General features: G+C 35.0%; 17 protein-coding genes and 1 riboswitch. Of the genes, 2 read left to right on the top strand and 15 right to left on the bottom strand.

All coding sequences use genetic code 11. From position 1 onward, the window contains the following. Positions 1-14 precede the first annotated feature (14 nt). The 12 genes from ACTYA4_RS06925 to ACTYA4_RS06870 form a co-directional block, all read right to left on the bottom strand. A complete protein-coding gene (locus ACTYA4_RS06925; RefSeq protein ID WP_445505584.1) occupies positions 15-2,054 on the bottom strand; it encodes a PAS domain S-box protein in 2,040 nt (679 codons plus the stop codon). Next, positions 2,017-2,880, bottom strand: a complete 864-nt coding sequence (locus ACTYA4_RS06920) for a CheR family methyltransferase (RefSeq protein ID WP_443480561.1) — start codon at positions 2,878-2,880, stop codon at positions 2,017-2,019. Before ACTYA4_RS06920 ends, ACTYA4_RS06925 begins: the two co-directional genes overlap by 38 nt. After that, positions 2,881-5,619 carry a response regulator gene (locus ACTYA4_RS06915; protein WP_443480560.1) on the bottom strand — a complete coding sequence of 913 codons (2,739 nt, stop codon included), beginning with the start codon at positions 5,617-5,619 and terminating at the stop codon, positions 2,881-2,883. A 542-nt stretch (positions 5,620-6,161) separates the two neighbouring features. Continuing rightward, positions 6,162-6,767, bottom strand: coding sequence for an NAD(P)-binding protein (locus ACTYA4_RS06910; protein ID WP_443480559.1), 606 nt, complete (start codon positions 6,765-6,767; stop codon positions 6,162-6,164). Then, positions 6,748-7,506, bottom strand: coding sequence for a sirohydrochlorin chelatase (locus ACTYA4_RS06905; protein ID WP_443480558.1), 759 nt, complete (start codon positions 7,504-7,506; stop codon positions 6,748-6,750). The genes ACTYA4_RS06910 and ACTYA4_RS06905 overlap by 20 nt, the downstream gene beginning before the upstream one ends. Continuing rightward, positions 7,506-8,282 (bottom strand): uroporphyrinogen-III C-methyltransferase, encoded by a 777-nt coding sequence (gene cobA / locus ACTYA4_RS06900; RefSeq protein WP_443480622.1) that lies wholly within the window; start codon positions 8,280-8,282, stop codon positions 7,506-7,508. Before cobA ends, ACTYA4_RS06905 begins: the two co-directional genes overlap by 1 nt. Positions 8,283-8,423: 141 nt before the next feature. Beyond that, positions 8,424-9,026, bottom strand: coding sequence for an adenylyl-sulfate kinase (gene cysC / locus ACTYA4_RS06895; protein WP_443480557.1), 603 nt, complete (start codon positions 9,024-9,026; stop codon positions 8,424-8,426). An 18-nt stretch (positions 9,027-9,044) separates the two neighbouring features. Beyond that, complete coding sequence (sat, locus tag ACTYA4_RS06890; protein WP_443480556.1) at positions 9,045-10,193, bottom strand: sulfate adenylyltransferase; 1,149 nt, start codon at positions 10,191-10,193, stop codon at positions 9,045-9,047. A gap of 167 nt (positions 10,194-10,360) precedes the next feature. Then, entirely contained in the window at positions 10,361-11,437 is a 1,077-nt protein-coding gene (gene cysP, locus ACTYA4_RS06885; protein ID WP_443480555.1) for a sulfate permease, read from the bottom strand. Between the two features lie 19 nt (positions 11,438-11,456). Beyond that, a complete protein-coding gene (locus ACTYA4_RS06880) occupies positions 11,457-12,146 on the bottom strand; it encodes a phosphoadenylyl-sulfate reductase (RefSeq protein ID WP_443480621.1) in 690 nt (229 codons plus the stop codon). A 118-nt stretch (positions 12,147-12,264) separates the two neighbouring features. After that, on the bottom strand, positions 12,265-12,411 hold the full coding sequence (locus ACTYA4_RS06875) for a YezD family protein (protein ID WP_443480554.1): 147 nt from the start codon (positions 12,409-12,411) through the stop codon (positions 12,265-12,267). A 90-nt stretch (positions 12,412-12,501) separates the two neighbouring features. Beyond that, a riboswitch (SAM riboswitch) is annotated at positions 12,502-12,608 on the bottom strand. Positions 12,609-12,860: 252 nt separating this feature from the next. Continuing rightward, the gene (locus ACTYA4_RS06870) at positions 12,861-13,760 is read right to left on the bottom strand and encodes a LysR family transcriptional regulator (RefSeq protein ID WP_443480553.1); all 900 of its coding nucleotides are present in this window, start codon (positions 13,758-13,760) and stop codon (positions 12,861-12,863) included. A 295-nt stretch (positions 13,761-14,055) separates the two neighbouring features. On the opposite strand from ACTYA4_RS06870, the gene ACTYA4_RS06865 reads away from it, so the two are divergent. Beyond that, positions 14,056-15,858 carry an assimilatory sulfite reductase (NADPH) flavoprotein subunit gene (locus ACTYA4_RS06865; RefSeq protein WP_443480620.1) on the top strand — a complete coding sequence of 601 codons (1,803 nt, stop codon included), beginning with the start codon at positions 14,056-14,058 and terminating at the stop codon, positions 15,856-15,858. A gap of 115 nt (positions 15,859-15,973) precedes the next feature. Continuing rightward, a complete protein-coding gene (gene cysI, locus ACTYA4_RS06860) occupies positions 15,974-17,692 on the top strand; it encodes an assimilatory sulfite reductase (NADPH) hemoprotein subunit (RefSeq protein WP_443480552.1) in 1,719 nt (572 codons plus the stop codon). A gap of 300 nt (positions 17,693-17,992) precedes the next feature. Here the strand turns inward: cysI and mmuM are convergent, their stop codons facing one another. From mmuM to ACTYA4_RS06845, 3 genes are all read right to left on the bottom strand, one after another. After that, on the bottom strand, positions 17,993-18,940 hold the full coding sequence (gene mmuM / locus ACTYA4_RS06855; RefSeq protein WP_443480551.1) for a homocysteine S-methyltransferase: 948 nt from the start codon (positions 18,938-18,940) through the stop codon (positions 17,993-17,995). Between the two features lie 37 nt (positions 18,941-18,977). Next, a complete protein-coding gene (locus tag ACTYA4_RS06850) occupies positions 18,978-19,619 on the bottom strand; it encodes a GntR family transcriptional regulator (RefSeq protein WP_443480619.1) in 642 nt (213 codons plus the stop codon). A gap of 105 nt (positions 19,620-19,724) precedes the next feature. Next, positions 19,725-20,627: a DMT family transporter gene (locus ACTYA4_RS06845; protein ID WP_443480550.1), complete on the bottom strand. Its 903-nt coding sequence runs from the start codon at positions 20,625-20,627 to the stop codon at positions 19,725-19,727. Positions 20,628-20,630: the final 3 nt, after the last annotated feature.

Below are 20,630 nucleotides of genomic sequence, written 5' to 3'. Positions count from 1 at the left end.
AGTTATAATTATGATCATACTGCTCTAAAATAAATGGAAAATGTAGTTCCTTTATTACTTGTATTAATTTTAATATTTGCATGATGACGATCTGCGATACTATAGCAAACAGCTAGTCCTAACCCTGTGCCATTTTCTTTTGTTGTGAAAAAAGGTGTTCCTAACTTATCTAGAATTTCTTCTTTTATTCCTTCGCCACTATCTATGACTTGTAAAACAACATGTTCTTTTTCAACAAATGTTTTAATCGTAAGAATTCCACCATAAGACATTGATTCAAGTCCATTTAATGCTAAATTCAACAAAAGCTGACGAATTTCTTTTTCATCCAGGTAAAGCATTGGACTTGTTTCTAAATGAAGCAATACCCTTTTCCCCGATAAGAGAGCTTCTGCATTTAGAAGTGGATAAATTATTTCAATAATGTCATTAAGCGATTGATATTTTTTATCACTTGTTTTATTTTTGGCTAAGGTTAAAAATTCTTTAATAATTTTATTTGCCCTGTCTAATTCATCTATCATTAAATCCATATGCTCTACCGATAATTGCTGATTATCTAGTTTTCCCATTTGTAAAAAACCATGAACAGTAGTCATTGGATTTCGAATTTCATGAGCAATCCCCGCAGCCATTTCCCCTACCAAATTCAATTGATCCAATTTATACATTTCTTTTTCCATTAATGTTCTTTCTGTAATATCATTTAATACGATTAAGACACAATTCCTATTTTCAATCATAATTGTTTCTGTTGACAATAAGGCTTCCCTTTTCATGCCAGATTTCGTATTATATGTAACTTTCCTATTGTTCATTGGTGTATTCCATTCACATTCAGAAATGCTTACATAATTCCCCTCTTCTTCTTCGAAAACTCCCCAATCACTATTATTGCTTTTCCATTCATCGGCATCGTAACCCGTATTGTTTATCCAGTTATTATTTACAGCAATAAATTTTCCTTCTTGTATAGAGCGTATCGCCATTAAGCAAGGGCTTGCCTCAAAAATCTGCTGAAAGCGTCCTTCTGATAATAAAAGGTCTTCAGCTACCTTATTTCTTTCCTCAATTTCTTGGATTAACTTTTGATTAACCAATAACAAATCTAACGTTCTCTCTTTCACTACTTGTTCTAATTTATCTATTTGTTCTTTCCTCATTTTTTCTATTTCTTTCCGCTCTGTAATATCACGAACAGTGCATACAAAGATATGGTCATTCTCTAACATTGCCTCACCAATTTGTATATCTGCCGGAAATGTACTTTTATCTTTTCTCTTTGCAACACCTTCAATAATCTTACCTATAGAATCAAACAAACAAGTTATCAAAGAGGAAGTTTTATCTTCTTCCTTTATTCCAATTGAACAAAGGAGAATAGATATATGTTTTCCAATTAATTCTGCAGGCTGGTAACCAAACATCTTTCCGCCTATTGGATTAACGGATAATATGAAGCCTTCTTCATTAAATGTAATGATTGTATCAAGCATTGTTTCTTGTATAACCTTTGATAAAGCCTCCTGTTTATGTAAATCTAATTTAGTAAGGTTTAGCTCTAAGTTTATCCTTTCCCTTTCAAGAGAGCGTTCGAGTTCCATTTCTCTTAAATTCTCCGTATGATGCTCATATATATTTACAAGTTGTTCAACCTTACTCTTTAATACATCAGGATTAAAAGGTTTTACAATATAATCAATCGCTCCTACTTCGTATCCTTTAATGATATGGTCTATCTCATTACTAATAGCTGTAATAAAAATAATGGGAATATCCATTGACCTTTTTCTCTTTTTTATTAAATTTGCTGTCTCAAAACCGTTTAGCCCGGGCATTTGTACATCAAGAAGGATTACCGCAAAGTCGTATTGCAAAATATATTTTAATGCCTCTACACCTGATTTCGCACTGACTAAATGATAATTAGGGGAGCTTAATACCGCTTCTAATGCAAGCAAGTTTTCCGAAAGGTCATCTACCATTAAAATGTTGACAGGTTCTGTTCTTTTCGGTTCATTTAATTTTACGGTATATTTTTTCTTCGGAAGCATATTCTTCGTAATGTCCTGCATAATCTGTAAACCGAACCTCCTCTCTTTTGCCTAATCCAAGAAAACCTGATGGAATGAGGCTATTATATAATAATTGATGTACTCGGTTCTGCAGCTTTTTATTGAAATAAATCATTACATTGCGGCATATAATGATATGAAAATCATTAAAAGATTGATCTGTAGCTAAATTATGTTGAGAAAATATAAAATTTTCTTTTAAAAAAGGATGAAATGCTGCTGCATTGCTTCTCACGGAGTAGTACTCTGAAAAAGCATTTTTCCCTCCTGCTTTCATATAATTTTTTGTGTATATTTGCATTTTTTCTAAAGGGAAATTTCCTCTTTTTGCTTTTTCTAAATTATTGTTATTCATATCCGTGGCATAGATCCTCGTTTTATTTAGCAGCCCTTCTTCGCTCAACATAATTGCCATCGAATACACTTCCTCACCGGAAGCACATCCAACATGCCATATACGAATAAAAGGAGCATCTCTTATTATTGGAATAACTTTTTTCCTTAACATCAAAAAAAAGAGAGGGTCACGAAACATTTCTGTTACAGAAATAGAAAAATCCAAAAGCAATTTCTTCATTATTAATGGGTTATGAAAAACCATATTTTGCAATTCTGATATACTAGTTAAATTTTCTGCTCCTACTCGATATAACACTCTTCTTTTGAGAAATGGGAAAGCATAATTTCGAAAATCATATCCATAATACCGATATATTCCTTCTAATAATAATTCGATTTCAATGTTCTCCAACTCACTATCTTTCAACTTTTTATTATTAAGATATCCGGAAATGATGATTCCCACCTAACTTCTATACAACCATACCTGAATTAATGAGTATAGTTGTTCTAAATTTATTGGTTTACTTATATAATCAGATGCACCAGCGTTTATACATTGTTCTCGATTATGTTTCATTGCTTTTGCGGTCAAAGCAATAATTGGCAGACTTTGAAACTTCGGCATACTTCTAATTTTAGACATGGCCTCAAATCCGTCCATTTCTGGCATCATTATATCCATTAAAATAAGATCGATATCCTTATTTTCTATTAAAACAGCAATTCCTTCTTTTCCATTTTCCGCAAAAAGCACTTCCATGTCATACTCTTCTAATACAGCAGCAAGTGAAAAAATGTTTCTCATATCGTCATCCACAATTAATATTTTCTTTCCTTTAAGTGAGGATTCACCTTTCACTTCCTTATTAAAAATAGCAGACTTGTTCTCTCCATTCATCATAGCTTCTATTTTCTCAATATCAGCTGCTGCTTCTTTTTCTATTAAGCTTGATTTTTGATTTTTTGTTCTTGGTTTATATGGTAAATAAAAAGTAAACGAACTTCCTATTCCTTCTTTGCTTCTCACCGTAAGTACGCCTCCAAGCAAACTAGATATTTCCTTACTTATAGAAAGGCCTAATCCAGTCCCCCCATATGTACGGCTAGTAGTTCCATCTGCTTGATGAAAGGCTTCAAATATAAGATTTTGTTTATCTTTTGCAATACCCACTCCTGTATCACTAACTGTAAATGTTATCGCCGAACCTGTTAGAGGTAGATCATTTACTTTAAATTTAGATTCTGAAACATGTTGTATGTATAATGTCACACTTCCTTTATTAGTAAATTTAAAGGCATTGGATAATAAATTTGTGAGAATTTGTTTTAAACGATGTTCATCCGTATAGATTGATACTGGTAGGTCTTCACTTGCAATCACTTTAAAATCTAATCCTTTTTTTTCAGCTAAGTGATAAAATTGTTTTTCCGCAAATACTTTAATATTTTCAAGCATCACATCCTCTTCAATGATGTCCATTTTCCCAGTTTCTATCTTAGCTAAATCTAGAATATCATTTATTAAATGCAGCAGGTCATTACCAGAAGAATTGATTGTCTGTAAATATTCTACTTGTCTCGATGATAAATTATCATTGTTTTTTTCCAATAACATTTGGGCAAGTATTAACATACTGTTAAGCGGTGTACGAAGTTCATGAGACATATTAGCGAGAAATTCTGATTTATACTGAGAACTAAGCACAAGCTGCTGTGCCTTTTCCTCTAAAATCACACTGAGCTTTTCCAGCTCCTCATTTTTTTGCTCAGAATATTTATATTGTGCTTCCAGTTCCTCATTTATTGCTATTAATTCTTGCTGCTGTGCTTGTAGTTCTTCTGATTGGTTCTGTAATTCTTCCGTTAAAGCTTGTGAATCTTCTAACAGTCTTTTAACCTGCATTCGGTTCTTAATACTATTAATTGTTACACCTAAATGCTCTATTACCTTCTTTAATAATTTTTGTTGCATAGGACTAAATAGTTTAACGGAAGCAAACTCAATTACTGCCAGTACTTCACCTTTATATTCGATAGGGAGAATAAGAATATGTTTAGGCGCCGCTTTTCCTATTCCAGATTCAATTTCTATATAATCATTTGGAATTTGCGTAATATTTATTGGTCTATTCTCTAAGGCACATTGCCCCACCAGCTTTTCTCCTAAAAGAAAGCTTTGTTTACCTTCATTGTTATTCACAAACCCGTAAGTTGCAATTATGTCTAAACACTGTCGTTCTCCTAATCCTTCTTTAATGTAGAATACCCCGTATTGAGCTTCTATCGCTGGTGTAATCTGGGAAATAAATAAATTGGCTAAAAATTTAAAGTCCTCAGCACGTGGATAAGTAGCCGTAATAGATGCAATTTGCGAATCAAGCCAGCTTTGTTCTTCTGCTTTTTTCTTTAGTTCTGTTTCATGTTTTGAGTGCTCTTCTAATGATGATGCCATTTCATTATAGGCTTCTGCAATTTTCCCCATCTCATCTTTTGTACTTACTTTAATTCGAGGGAATTGAGTTCCGTGATAATATGCAACACTAGACATGACAGAAGAAACACGATTAAGATTTTTAGTCATCCCTTTTATCATCCAAATCGCTAATGCTACACTAATGAAAACACCTATAAAAGCATAAATATAAATCATTTTAACGGCTAAATTATATGTTTCTTTTGTGCGAAAAAGTTCATCTTTCATTTCTTGTTCTTGCAAGGTATATAGTAAATTAACAATTTGGAGAAGGCGTTCCTTTTCTTGATTCGGGAATATCTCTGAAGAATCTGACTCACTATTCCTATCCCTTTGGTGTTTCATAATAATTTCTTGTCCACTTTCTTCATATGTCTTATAAATGGTAGAAAACTTCATAATCAATTCCTGAGACTGTTCCCTTTTATCCATTTCCTTTAATGTTGCAACGGATGTGTTAATATTTGTTTTAGAGTCTTCCCAATCATTCCCTATCTTTATTAGCGTTTCTTCCGAAGGGTTGGTTGAAATTTCAATGACTTCCCTGCTCATGTTATTTAATTCATTTTGAATAATAGCGGTACTTTTAATTCTCTCAGACAATTCATTAACAATAATATGCATGTTAACATTTTGTTGTTTTAGCATATTCAAAAGTACTGCTATAAGAATCGTTATTAAAATAATAATAATTCCAAGACCTCCATAAAGCTTTGTACTAAAATTCATTTAACCCCTTCCTTCCACTTTATTAAGATACTATTTAAGGAAGAATTAGCATCAATAAGTATTGTAATAGGTTAATAATGTACTTGATTCAAGACTCTAATTTTTCTAAAATTACCAATTGCAGGTTTCTTACCGAAATTATATTACAGGAAATATAAATCATTCAATATAATGTTAATGAACTTTTCAGGAATATTCTGTATTTTTTATTTAAAATATAAGTCACCTTAATTATAATATGTGTTGAAAAAGGGAACAAATTAGAAGCAATAAGAACGAGGCAGCGCAGCCCCCTGCAACTTGCTTCTACAGGATGTAGCGAGCACAGGCTTTAAACGTTTTTAGTTGAAGATTCTCTATCATTTAGAAACAGGAAGAGCGGATAAAGCTTTAGATTGGTGACTGCTTGAACATCCTATTAAAAGAAGATTCTTTTACTAACGCTCTTTTCGTATAAATTGTTGTGTTTATTATTTTATTCAAAAACAACAAACTTTTAGAAAACAGCCTTTACTAACAAAAAACTTCTAACTCAAAACGAATTAGAAGTTTTTCAGAAGGGTGTAAAAAGATTTTCGAAGGGTTGCCGAATTTTTATATTGTTCGTCAATAATTTCTTGCAACAGCTCTCTTTTATGTTGAGCTGACAAATGCAGCTGTTTTATTATTTCTCTTGCTTCATATAAAAAGTCAAGATATTGTTCAAAATTATCATCATAAACGGAGGACCATTCATCCCTAATTTTTTTGGCTAGCATGGGACTGGCACCACTAGTTGAAACAGTAAGAATTAGCTTTCCTTTTTGGAAGCTTGCAGGGACTTGGCAGTTGCCATCTAAAGTTGAAGAAGCAATATTAACGAGCTTTGTTTTCTCCAACTTCTTGGCTATTTGTTTGTTTACTTGTTCATCATTTGTTGCTGCCACCACATAAAAGGCAAACGTGAAGTCATCATCCACCGCTTGCCTTTTAATGATGGTAAGTTTCCCATCCGCTTCTAAATCCTCTAATTCTGGACAAACTTCAGGACTTATAATCGTTATATTTGCTTTCTCTTTTAAAAGGGTGGTAGTTTTTCGAAGTGCTACTTTCCCTCCACCTACAATGATGCATTCTTTGTTTTCCATCTTAACCATTAATGGATACATGTTTATTTTCCTCGGTTATTTCTGCTAGTCTTTCTTTTAAAATATCTGCAATATAAGGATGATAGCCTAAATAAGATGCAAGTTCATATTTTTTGCTTGCATCGGCGTATTCCTTAATTGCTTTTTTCATTGAATTCATTAATATTCCGGTAAACAACAAATAAGGAAGGACTAATACATTAGAATGAGAAGATGCATTAGCAATACCTAGACCATCGATAAAACTCGGGTTGGCAGCAGTTAAATAACAATCTTGTACACGGATGCCTGAAAGTTTACTTTCTATTAAAGCAGCTATCTCTCCTAAATCCTGTTTTACATCTGGATCACTGCTTCCTCTGCCTACAAGCAATACTAGTAAGTCCTTCGAATTGTACACAGAAGATTGCTTTATTTTTTCCACGACAATTTCAACCATTTTGTCATGAACTCCTATTGGACTGCCGTAGCGGATTTCCGTGTTGGGATATTCCTTTGCAAGCTTTTCTAATACTTCTGGAATATCTTTTTTTGCATGGGCAGCGGTTAATAATAAAACAGGCACTGCATGAATAGTGGTCGCTCCTTTTTCGATGCATCTTTGAAAGGCTTGTTCAATTGTTGGTTCAGCCAGTTCTAAAAATGAATATTCCTGTATGGGAAAGGATTGATTATCCATGCATTTTTTTATAAAGGAAACAGCCTGATCGCATGCCTCTTTTATTCTGCTTCCATGGCATATATATAAAACAGCTTGCATTATAAAACCACTCCTTCCGGTAATCTTTCAAGAAAAGCATCTTCAAACCAGCTGATTTTTTCTCTCATTTTCACTACCTCTCCTACTACAATCATACAAGGGTTTTCTATTTTTCCGTCTGCTGCGTCTTTTACTACATCTGCAAGATTTGTCACAACGGTTTTTTGTAAACTTGTTGTACCCCAATTAATTAATGCAATAGGTGTGGATTCTTTTTTACCGTGGAAAAGCAGTTTTTCTCGAATAGAAGGCAGGTTTTTTACGCCCATATAAATGGCGAGGGTATCAATCTGGCATAAAGCTTCCCATTTAATATGATCTTCTTGTCCATTTTTGATATGTCCTGTGACAAATGCAAAAGAAGAACCATAATCTCGGTGTGTAACAGGAATTCCTGCATAACTTGGTGCTGCAATTCCTGCTGTGATGCCAGGGACGATTTCAAAAGGAATATGGTTCTTTGCTAATTCTTCTGCTTCCTCTCCGCCTCGGCCAAACACAAATGGATCGCCGCCTTTTAATCTTGTAACAACCTTCCCTTTTTGAGCATGCTTCACAAGTAAATGATTAATCATTTCTTGTTTCATAATATGATGATTTGGAAACTTTCCACAAAAAATAAGCTCTGCCTTCGGTTTGGCATACTCTAATAATTCCTTGTTTACAAGGCGATCATATACTATAACATCCGCATTTTTTATACACTTTATACCTTTGACTGTTATTAAATCTGGATCTCCGGGACCGGCTCCAACCAAATAGACAATTCCCACTATTTTCACCTTCTCTCTTTCTCCTATTAAAGAAAGAGCTGTTTACTAGAGCAGACGTATTCCTCTCTCTATTGCCTTTGTAAACAGCTCTTTTTGTTCTCCTCTAATCAAAAAACAATCATCTTTACTGTTTTTGATTATTACCTATATATAATATTGTTGTCCTTGTAAATATTGAACAATCTGCTCTACACACTCTTTAATCGAGTATTTTTCTGTATCAATCGTTAATTCTGGATTTTTTGGCTCCTCGTAAGGAGAACTAATTCCAGTAAAATCTTTAATAATTCCTTGACGCGCTTTTTCATAAAGTCCTTTTGGATCTCTTTTTTCGCAAGCTTCAAGAGAGCATTTTACATATATTTCAATAAATTCATTATCTTCAAGTAATTTTCTTACATTATCTCTATCTTCTTGAAAAGGAGAGATAAATGCTGTTAAAACAACTTGTCCACTGTCTACAAACAGCTTGCTGACTTCTCCAATTCTTCTAATATTTTCTGTTCGATCTTCTTCAGAAAAGCCTAAATCTTTATTTATTCCGAAACGAATATTATCCCCATCCAAAACATAGCTACTTACTTGATCATCAAATAAACGTTTCGCCACCGCATTCGCAACCGTTGATTTGCCGGATCCAGACAAGCCTGTAAACCAAAGAACATAGCTGTGATGCTTATTCTTTTCTCTTCTTTGCTGCTTAGTCACTGCCTGGTCATGCCATGTAATATTTGTACTCTGACTCACTATTTTATCCCCCATTACTTAAGAATGAATCTGTTGTTTTTTTAGTCCGTTAATCAATACCTCAACCACTTCTTTTCTGCTGAATGTGCTTGGCGGTATTTCCCCGTCTCTTAGTAATTGGCGAACCTTCGTACCCGATAAAATTTCATGATGCTCTTTGCCATGCGGGCAAGTTTTTGTGGAAGCCATATTTTCACATTTTTTGCAGTAGAAGCTATGTTCAAAGAACAATAAATTGATACCTAATTCTTCTGCTGTAAAGTTCTCAAATATTTTTTGTGCATCGTATGTGCCATAATAGTCGCCTACTCCTGCATGGTCACGTCCAACAATAAAATGCGTACATCCATAGTTTTTTCTTACCATTGCATGGAAAATGGCTTCTCTTGGACCTGCATAACGCATTGCTGCAGGAAATACAGCTAAGAATACTCGATCTTCTGGATAATAATTTTTTAATAATACTTGATAACTTTCCATCCGTACATCTGCTGGAATATCATCGGATTTCGTTTCGCCCACAAGCGGGTTCAGAAATAATCCATCTACAATTTCCAATGCAGTTTTTTGGATGTATTCATGGGCTCTGTGAACAGGATTTCTAGTTTGGAAGCCTACTACTGTTTTCCAGCCTTTTTCTTGGAAAACAGCTCTTGTTTCTTGTGGATCTAAATAGAAATCAGTAAAGTCCGTCTTCTCGATTTTCTTTACAAGCTTAACAGCTCCCCCTAAATAAACATTTCCCCTTTCGTACATTTTTTTCACACCAGGATGTGCATCATCATCTGTACGATATACAGATTTCGCTTCGGTAATTTTATCTGGTACATAAATGTCTTCTACTTGCAATACACCGTATGTTTCACCATTAAAAATAAGCTTTACTGTATCTTTTACTCCAATGCCTTGAGCTTGTTCCTCTTTTATCGGCAATGTAATTGGAATACTCCAAACTGTTCCATTTGCTAAGCGCATATTTTCAACAACAGATTCATAATCTTTTCGTGTTAAAAATCCTGTTAATGGACTGTATGCACCATTTCCAATTAGCTCTAAATCACTAAGAGCAATTACGTCTATATCTAGTTCTTTTTCTGTTCCATCAAATTTGTAGTTAGGTTCCCATAAATTAATTAGTGTTCCGCCATGTGGTATACTTAAAGCCATTTTTTTGCACCTCATTATAATATTTTAAATATTTTTATTATTTTACTAATAATTATACAACTATCTTTCCCAAGTTTTAAGATATGATAGTATAAATTTTTTCAACTTAGATGAGTGTCTACGACGTAAAGAATGTACTAGTGCCGGTATCGACACTTGTGCTTTTCTTATATACCGCCACCATCTTCATATATTGTTCGGTTGTCTTCTCTAATTGTTTTTACTAAACTGATTAACCCAACTGTGGCAATACAAACACTTAGCAGAATAAGCACAGTATATAAATCAGACTCAATGAAAAGCTGCACTAATCCGTAAGAGATAACAAGTGACAGAACAGGAGACACAATCCAAACCTTTACAATCCGGTGAATAACTTGTTTCTTTAATATGCCAAATCCAGTTTTAGAAGCACCAATTCCAATAATAGCAGTACTCGTAACTTGTGTTAAAGGAACTGGCAATCCAAATATAGATGCAATAATAACAATTGTTGAACCGGTTCCTGAAATAAGACCGCCTTCTAATTTGCTAAAACGGACAATTTTTTTCCCATTTGTCTGCAGTACTCTTCCTCCTAGAAGAAAAGCACCTGCTGCTATAAAAAACCCTCCAACAATGATTCCTGTCTTAATAGAAATCAGCTGGGCTCCCACTAACGGCCCTATTGCATTGGCAACATTGTTCATTCCAGCAGAAAAAGCTTCCAAGAAACCAACAATAATTACAAAAATTGATAAATAACGCTGATTTTTTTCTTCTTGCAGCCAAGTATATTTCGGCTCTAGTTTTTGAATAAGCTTTCCTGCATAAAAAGCGATTGCAAAAGCAACAAACGGCACTAATATCCAGAAGAAAACAATCCATAAAATATGACCAACAAAAAGACTTTTATAAGCAACGCCTACTCCTACCACGCTTCCAACGGTTATTTCACTTGTTGAAAGAGGGATTCCCATTAAATTAGCAATAAATAAAGAAATAGCAGCAGAAGACAAGATAATCAACACAATTTTTGCATTTAGAATAGAGCTTGGAATAAGACCTTCTCCAATTGTTTTGACTACTTCGCTTCCTCCTATTATTGATCCTAAAAGGATAGCGACCGCACAAACAGACAACGCTATTCTTTTACTTTTAATGGCACCAGATCCGTACGCTACTCCAAGACTTGCTGCCGCCCCGCTTGCACCGATATTCATTGCAAAAAACAGGGACATAATACATGCTAGAATTAAAATCATTTTTCATTTCCTCGAATCATTATTGTAAGTGTAGTCCGCATTCTGTTTTCCCTTTCCCTGTCCATCTTCCTGATCGTAAGTCGTCCATATTAATGGCAGGCTGTGTACATGTTTTACATCCGATGCTTGGATATCCTCTATCATGCAAGACATTATAGTCTAATTGTTGTTTATGTGCATATCTCCATACATCTTTCCATGTCCAGTGAATAAGCGGACAAATTTTAACAGATTTAAACCGGTTATCTTTGTTGATAAATTCTGTGTTCTTTCTTGTTTCTGACTGCTCTCTTCTTAAACCGGAGATCCATGCAATTGAACCAGAAAGCACTTCATTTAACGGAATAATTTTACGGATTTCACAGCATTTATTCGGAGCTGTTTTCCAAAGCTCATCTCCATACTGTTCTGCTTGTTCTTCCAAGGTTAATGCAGGCTTCTTCATCTCAATTTGCAGTTCAGGATATTTCTTTTTTACTTTGTCAATTAACTCATATGTTTCCTGAAAATGAACATCTGTATCCAAGAAAACGATTTTTGCATTCTTTTTCACTTTAGAGATTAAATCGATCAGTATAATTCCTTCAATTCCAAAGCTGCAGGCATAAACAATGTCCTCACCATACGTTTCGTATGCCCACTTTAATACTTCTAATGCTCCTTTTGTGTCATTATCAATAGAAAAATCAATTCCTTGAAAACCATCTATATTTTCATAGGTTACTAAGTTTCTCAAACCATTACCTCTCCCATCTTTTTACGCTCATACAAAAAGGCAGCTTTAACTAACGTTGTTAAAACTGTCTCTTAGTTTTTTAGTCAGCGTTTTATTTTCCTAATCGAATTTTTTCATTTTTTTCTATTTGAATCACTTTACCATCTTGTACAACTAAGGTAACGGAGCCGAATTTCATTTTATTTAAAATTTGCTCTAGCTGGTCTCTTACTTTCTCAAGCTGATTTGCTTCCCCCATAAACAAATCCCTCCTTAAAAAGGAAACTTTTAACATTCATATTCGATAAAAAAATCCTTCCACACGGAAAGATAACAGGCAATTCGTATTACCTTATCTTCCAAAATGGAAACCATTTTGTTGGAGTTAGCACCTTGCTTTTTAAGCAGGTTGCCGGACATCTTTGGGCCAATTCCCTCCGTCTCTCTTGATAAGCGACGCATTTTTCTAAATTTTATCATAATTGATATTATTGTCAACTAGTTTTTCTAGTTGTTTAGTCGGATTAAAAATCATCAGCAATAAGGGCAAGAAAAACCTGCGATGGATAACTGCCTTATTTTTTATAGCTTATGAAACTTTTATAAAATTGTTCATTAGCTAGGGTTCAAACTGTGCAGCAGTTTTCCTGCTGCTCGAAAACTGCTGCTAACTTATCTGGTTTAAACAATTTATCTTCTAATTTGTTATCATCCATCAATTTGCTTAGAAAACTTTTTCGTTAAGGCATTCATAAAAATCTTCACATTTTTTTTATCACCCATGATAGGTGAATAAACATATGACAGTGTTCGAATAAAAGTTTGATTTTTCAATGGTATAATAGAAAGATTACCGTTTTTTACATCTCTTTCAATAACACTTTGAGATAAAAGCGACAGCCCGATTCCTCTAATTAATGTTTCTTTAATTCCTTGGTTGCTGCTAATGGTTAGAAATGATTTAGCTTTTAATCCATTAGAACGGATTACATGATTTAAATATTCCCTTGTACCAGAACCAACTTCTCTTGTAATCCACGTTTCGTTTTGCAAGTCAGTTATTGTGGCTTCTTCTAATGATGCCAGTTTGTGAGAATTAGAAGAAACAATAAACAATTCATCTTCCATAAAAGCATGTACAGCTACATCTTTTTCATTCGTTTGTCCCTCAATTAAGCCGATATCTACTTGGTAACGTCGAACGGATTGGACAATTTCCTCGGTATTGCCGATAATTACTTCCAGTTCAAGACTCGGATATTCTTTTTGCAAATCCAATAAAAGCGCAGGGAGAATATATTCACCGATTGTAAAACTTGCTCCGATTTTTAATTCCCCTTTTATCGCATGGTGGTGTTCTAATATATTTTGTCGAGTCTGCTCATAAATGGATATCATTTGTACAGCACAATCGTATAATATTTCACCGGTTGGTGTGATTTTTAAATATTTTGGGGAACGTTCGAATAATTTTGTTTGAAACTCTTTTTCTAAATTTTTTATATGCAAACTGACACTTGGTTGAGACATAAGCAGTAATTCTGCTGTTTTTGTAAAATTTTTCACTTCTACAAGGGTAACGAATGTTTTTAATGCATCATAATGCAAGCTAATCTCCCCTTTAATTATTAAAAATCCTAATAGTTATTATAAGTTATATGTATTTTACTAATTCTATAACTTCCAGTAAAGTACAACTATAAGACTAATTGTGGAATGGGAAGTACTCATTCTTTAGAGAAAAAAATTCGCGTCTAATTCCGATTTGTCTGATTGGATTAATAAAAAAAGTGTCAACATGATAAAAAATTGGACAATTCTCCTTTGTAATGCTTCCTATTATGCAGCATTACTGGTTAATATTATGTAGTACATGTTAAAATTTCTTAGTGAGGTGATTATGTTGCAACTAAAAGTAATAAACAGTCCGTTTAATCAAGAACAGGCAGATCTTCTTAACCAGCTTTTGCCTAGTTTAACGGAAACACAAAAAATTTGGTTAAGTGGTTATTTATTAGCAACTCAAACTAAAGATAATGCTGAACCTTCAGCACAACAGGAAAGCAGCCAAAGCTTAGTGTCTAAAGAAATTACAATCCTTTTTGGATCACAGACTGGAACTGCAGAAGGGCTGGCCAAAGGTAAAGGAAAGCAACTAACAGATCTAGGCTTTGATGTTACGGTTTCTTCTATGAATGATTTTAAACCGAATCAATTAAAAAAGGTTAAAAATCTACTAATTATCGTTAGCACACATGGCGAAGGCGAGCCGCCTGACAATGCTCTTTCTTTCCATGAGTTTCTTTATGGAAGACGAGCTCCGAAACTTGATGGTTTACATTTTTCTGTTTTATCTCTTGGCGACAGTTCATATGAATTTTTCTGTCAAACAGGAAAAGAATTCGATCAGCGTCTAGCAGAATTAGGAGGCACAAGATTATATCCTCGAGTTGATTGTGATCTTGATTATGAGAAACCAGCAGAAGAATGGCTTGCAGGCGTTTTATCACAACTAAATGAAGCAAAAAGCGAAACAGTGGTAGCTGCGTCAGCACCTTCAGCACCAGTTGCTGAAACAGAATATTCTCGAAAAAACCCATTCCATGCAGAAATTCTTGATGTCTTCAATTTAAATGGTCGAGGATCAAATAAAGAAACGATGCATATAGAATTTTCATTGGAAGGTTCTGGCCTTACATACGAACCAGGAGACTGCGTTGGTATTTACCCAACTAATGATCCTGTTCTTGTCGATATGCTTCTTGATGAAATGAAATGGAATCCAGAAGAAACTGTAACGGTTAATGATGAAGGGGATGTTCTGACACTAAAAGAAGCGTTAACTTCCTATTTTGAAATTACCGTTCTTACAAAAAAGCTCCTTGAACAAGCTGTTCAGTTTACAGGAAACGCTGCCTTGCAAGAGCTTTTAAATCCAGATAACAAAGAAAAATTAAAAGATTACACAAACGGACGAGATCTTTTGGATTTATGTCGTGATTTTGGACCGTGGGCTGCTTCGGCACAAACATTCGTTAGTATTTTACGAAAACTGCCTCCTCGTCTTTATTCGATTGCAAGCAGCTATAATGCTAATCCAGATGAAGTTCATTTAACGATAGGTGCGGTTCGATACGAGTCTCACGGAAGAGAAAGAAATGGCGTTTGTTCGATTCTTTGTGCAGAGCGTCTGAACCCAGGAGATACTTTGCCAATTTATATTCAGAAGAATAAACACTTTAAGTTGCCTGAAAATCCAGAAACACCAATTATTATGGTTGGACCAGGGACTGGCATCGCACCATTCCGCTCTTTTATGCAAGAAAGAGAAGAGGCAGGAGCTAGCGGTAAATCATGGCTATTCTTCGGAGATCAGCATTTTGTCACAGATTTCCTTTATCAAACAGAATGGCAAAATGTATTAAAAAATGGCGTCTTAACAAAAATGGATGTAGCTTTTTCTCGTGACAGCGAACAAAAAGTATATGTTCAACACCGTATGCTGGAGCAGAGCAAAGAGTTATTCAGCTGGATAAATGAAGGTGCTGTTATTTACATTTGCGGTGATAAAAAACATATGGCACATGATGTTCACCAAACTTTAATTGAGATTATTGAAAAAGAAGGCAACTTAAGCAAAGAGAAAGCAGAAGAATATCTTGCTACTATGAAGAAAGAAAAACGTTACTTGCGTGATGTTTATTAATATATGATGTTCAAAAAGGCATCAAATGATAAGCGGCGAATCTCTTCGTTGGCTTGCTTCTAATGTGTTACCTTTTTGAACACACACTATATACTTTCGAAAGGAGTTTTAAAAAATGGTTAACCCAATATTAAAAGCACCAGATGGACCGGCAAGTGATGTAGAACGTATTAAAGAAGAAAGCAATTATTTGCGCGGCACATTAAAAGAATCTATGCTTGAACCCATTAGCTCCGGTATTTCTGATGATGACAACCGTTTGATGAAATTCCACGGCAGCTATTTGCAGGATGATAGAGATTTACGAAACGAACGCCATAAACAAAAATTAGAGCCTGCCTATCAATTTATGCTGCGCGTTCGTACGCCAGGCGGTGTCGCAACACCAGAACAATGGCTCGTAATGGATGAACTTGCAGATAAATACGGCAATCATACATTAAAACTGACTACACGTCAGGCATTTCAAATGCACGGTATTCTGAAATGGAATATGAAAAAAACGATTCAAGAAATTCACGCTAGCCTTTTAGATACTATTGCTGCATGTGGTGATGTGAACCGGAACGTGATGTGCAATCCTAACCCATATCAATCAGAAGTACATGCAGAAGTATTTGAGTGGTCAAAGAAATTAAGCGACTATTTATTGCCGCGTACAAGAGCTTATCATGAATTATGGCTGGATGAAGAAAAGGTTGCGAGCACTCCAGAAATAGAAGAAGTAGAACCTATGTATGGCGCACTTTATTTGCCAAGGAAATTTAAGATCGGCATCGCTGTTCCTCCATCTAATGATATTGATGTCTATTCACAAGATTTAGGGTTTATTGCTATTATCGAAGAGGACAAACTTATTGGTTTTAATGTCGCTATCGGCGGCGGCATGGGAATGACTCATGGCGATAAGGCCACTTATCCGCAGCTTGCAAAAGTAATTGGCTTCTGTACACCTGACAAAATTCTTGATCTTGCAGAAAAAGTGATCACGATACAACGTGACTACGGAAACCGTTCAGTACGTAAAAATGCACGTTTTAAATATACGGTAGACCGCCTTGGATTAGAAAATGTCGTAGAAGAATTAGAAAACCGTCTCAGCTGGAAGCTGGAAGAAGCAAAATCATTCCATTTTGATCATAACTCAGACCGCTACGGCTGGGTAAAAGGCATCAACGGAAAATGGCATTTTACTTTATTTGTTGAAGGCGGACGTATAGCAGACTTTAAAGATTATAAACTAAAAACAGGTTTGCAAGAAATCGCTAAAATTCATACTGGTGATTTCCGTTTAACTGCGAATCAAAATTTAGTTATTGCGAATGTATCTAGTCAGAAAAAGAAAAAAGTACAAGCATTAATTGACCAATATGAATTACAGGATGGCAAACATCACTCTGCACTTCGCCGCAGTTCTATTGCTTGTGTGTCCCTGCCAACATGTGGTCTAGCAATGGCAGAAGCAGAAAGATATTTGCCAACATTAATCGATAAAATTGAAACAATCGTCAACGAAAACGGCTTGCGGGACGAAGAAATCACGATTCGTATGACAGGCTGTCCAAACGGCTGTGCTCGTCATGCGCTTGGCGAAATTGCTTTTATCGGCAAAGGACCTGGCAAGTACAATATGTATCTTGGGGCAGCTTTTGACGGCAGCCGCTTAAGCAAACTATACCGTGAAAATGTTGGAGAAGAAGACATACTGAACGAATTAGGTATACTCCTTCCGCGCTATGCTAAAGAACGAAACGATGGCGAGCATTTTGGCGACTTCGTTGTACGTAAAGAAGTCGTTAAAGCAGTAACAGATGGTACTAATTTCCACGATTAATATAGTAATAATTAAAGGAGCAGAATCATTCATTCTGCTCCTTACAGTGTCGAAAAAGTAAGACTACAAACTTTCAGGCTGATTGAAAACGTTTGTCTATCGAGGAACGACCCTTTTTGAGGAGCGGCGGGCAACAGGACGTTGGTCAGAACGACGTTGTCACAGGACGTGACGTACTTAGTCGTTCATCCTTTTTACCTAGTAATGAGCACCGCAAAAAACGGGGAGTGACGAAGAGAGCGAACGTTTTTCAACAGCCTGAGGAGCAGAATCATTCATTCTGCTCCTTAACTATTACTATTAACTACGTACCCAATCATTAATTTGTTGAATATGCTGCGGTGTTGTTCGGCAGCATCCGCCGATTAATCCCGCCCCATCATGATGCCATTTTTTTGTTATTTGACCGTAATGATCATCATCTTGTTCTGCAGTCCATGTTTTTGTTACTGCATCATAAGATCCACCTGCATTTGGATAAATGACAATCGGTTTAGATGTTGCTTCTTTTAGCGTCTTGATGACATCTGGAATATGTAACATAGATGTACAATTAACACCGATCGCACAAATATTGTCATACGAATTAAAATAAGAAACAGCTTCCTTTAAAGGGGTGCCATCACTTACATGCTTTTCATCTGCAATGCTAAAAGAGAGCCATGCATAATCATTTGGAAAATAAGACGTTAACATCTTGGCGAGCGCTTTGCTTTCTTTAAAATTCGGAATCGTTTCAAAGGCAAATAAATCAGCTTTGGCCTCTTTTATTAGCTGCATACGAGGCAAATGAAATTGCTCAAACTCTTCATCTGTTAAAGTATAGTCTCCTGTATATTCTGCCCCATTTGCCAAATAAGCTCCATAAGGGCCGATGCTGCCAGCAACAAGCGGAAATGATCTTGCCACTTTATCTTGTTCTAATGCATTCTCCCAAAAATCATCTCGTGCTTCTTTGGCTATGGAGACCGTTTTTTTGATTAGTTTTTCTGCCTCTTCCTTTGTCCAGCCATTCTTCCTAAATCCGTCAATACTTGCTTGATACGTATTTGTTGTCGCAATATCTGCTCCAGCTTTAAAATAATCCATATGCACTTGTTTAATGCTGTCAGGATTATCAATAACAGCTTTCGTAGACCATAATTCATTTTGAATATTAACGCCCTTTTTTTCTATTTCCGTTGCTATTGCGCCGTCTAAAATAACTACATTAAATTGGTCTAGTATTTTTTGAATTTGGTTATCCACACTGCGTTTCTCCTCTTGTCCAATGGATGTATTAAATCTAAATCATATCCGTATGTTCAATAATCCAATGTTTTTTAATAAGTTGTTCTAGTCTATCTTTCTCTTTATTTTTAAAACACTTTATTATTTCTTTATGATCTTCATTCATTTTTGTGGACGCATTAAAAAGCTTATCTATGTCATTGCTTAAATAAACTTGTCTTACAAAACTATTTTGCAGCGTCTTCAAAATACCTGTTAAAGTAGAGTTGTTGCACTTATCCATATAAACATCATGAAATTTCTTTTGATATTTTTGATAATCTTCATAGTTTTTTTCCAAAATCGAAAGATCAATTATCTTCACGTATTCTTCCATTTTTTCTATATCATCTTCTGTTATGTCTTCCAATGCCAGGGTGGCTGCTAATGCGTCCAGTACACTTACTACTTTAAACACATCAAGTTTTTTCTTCGTATCAACTTCTTTTACGATAAATCCTCTTCTTGGCAAATACTCCAAAAGATTCTCTGAAGCCAGCTGAATCAATGCCTCTCTAACAGGAGTTCTGCTTACTTCTAATTGCTTACTGAGCGCCACTTCATTGATTTTATGATTAGGCAACAGTATTCCCTTTTGAATTTCATTGGCTATATAATCATATACATGGTCTTTTAATGATTGATATCTCTTGCTAATAATGATTCCTCCTAAATTATATAAAATGATTGTTTATATTATACAATATATTATATTAAGGAACCAAACCATCCTAGCAAATAGATTCAACCTGCAAAGCAATTTTTACCCTACAACCTCCACATCCTTCTTCACTAAAGACTCCCCTTTTTTATTCGATAAATAAACGCCTATAAAAACAAATAAGCCGCCAACCATTTGAATCATCGAAATCGGGTTTCCTAAAAAAGCACTTATTATTGCTGTAAATACGGTAATTAAATTCAAATAAATGCCAGCTTTACTTGCATTCATTTTACTAATTGCCATATTCCAAAAAACAAAGGACCATACGGATGGAAAAAACCCAATATAAAGGAGGCCTATAACCGCATTCTTACTTTGCGGCAGACTAATTCCCGTATATAAGATAAATGGAAGCAATAGAATCAGTCCTAATAACACGGAGATTGCTGTTGCAGAAATCGGAGGAACTCCTTTCATTTTTCTGCTAAAAATAGAGTACAACGTCCATAATAGGATAACAAATAACATGATAAGTTCGCCCTTGTTATAATGAATCGAAAAAACTTGTTCTAAATGTCCTTTCGTTAATATAAGTAATACACCTACTAGCGAGATAAATATCCCACCTATACTTACTACCCCAAGACGTTCCTTCAAAAAAACAACCGAAAATAAAACGATTAACACTGGATTTAATGAATTGATAAGCGCAGCATCAATAGGCGTTGTATATTGTAATGCTGTATATAAGAAAAAGTTATATCCGATTACGCCAGTTGCAGCCATAGCTAATAAAATCTTCCAGTGTTTCCATACTTCTTTCCACTTTGGACGTTCAATTAATTGCGCAATCGGAAATAAAAAAATAACAGCTATTATCCATCTGGAAAATGTAATTTGCAGCGGATCCATATCAGCAACAACAAATTTCCCAAATACATAATGTCCTCCCCAAAATAAATTAGCTAAAATTAACAATATAATGACCCAATACTTTTTCATCTT

The sequence above is a fragment of the Niallia yueguangensis genome, assembly GCF_052663115.1.
The sequence above is the reverse complement of the archived record's forward strand: the minus strand, read 5'-3'. Positions and strand labels throughout refer to the sequence as shown.

Coding starts and splice junctions, on each gene's coding strand:
- ACTYA4_RS06925 (WP_445505584.1), bottom strand. CDS start 2,054: ATGCTTCCGAAGAAAAAATATACCGTAAAATTAAATGAACCGAAAAGA.
- ACTYA4_RS06915 (WP_443480560.1), bottom strand. CDS start 5,619: ATGAATTTTAGTACAAAGCTTTATGGAGGTCTTGGAATTATTATTATT.
- ACTYA4_RS06910 (WP_443480559.1), bottom strand. CDS start 6,767: ATGTATCCATTAATGGTTAAGATGGAAAACAAAGAATGCATCATTGTA.
- ACTYA4_RS06905 (WP_443480558.1), bottom strand. CDS start 7,506: ATGCAAGCTGTTTTATATATATGCCATGGAAGCAGAATAAAAGAGGCA.
- sat (WP_443480556.1), bottom strand. CDS start 10,193: ATGGCTTTAAGTATACCACATGGCGGAACACTAATTAATTTATGGGAA.
- cysP (WP_443480555.1), bottom strand. CDS start 11,437: ATGATTTTAATTCTAGCATGTATTATGTCCCTGTTTTTTGCAATGAAT.
- ACTYA4_RS06875 (WP_443480554.1), bottom strand. CDS start 12,411: ATGGGGGAAGCAAATCAGCTTGAGAAAGTAAGAGACCAGCTAGAGCAA.
- cysI (WP_443480552.1), top strand. CDS start 15,974: ATGGTTAACCCAATATTAAAAGCACCAGATGGACCGGCAAGTGATGTA.
- ACTYA4_RS06845 (WP_443480550.1), bottom strand. CDS start 20,627: ATGAAAAAGTATTGGGTCATTATATTGTTAATTTTAGCTAATTTATTT.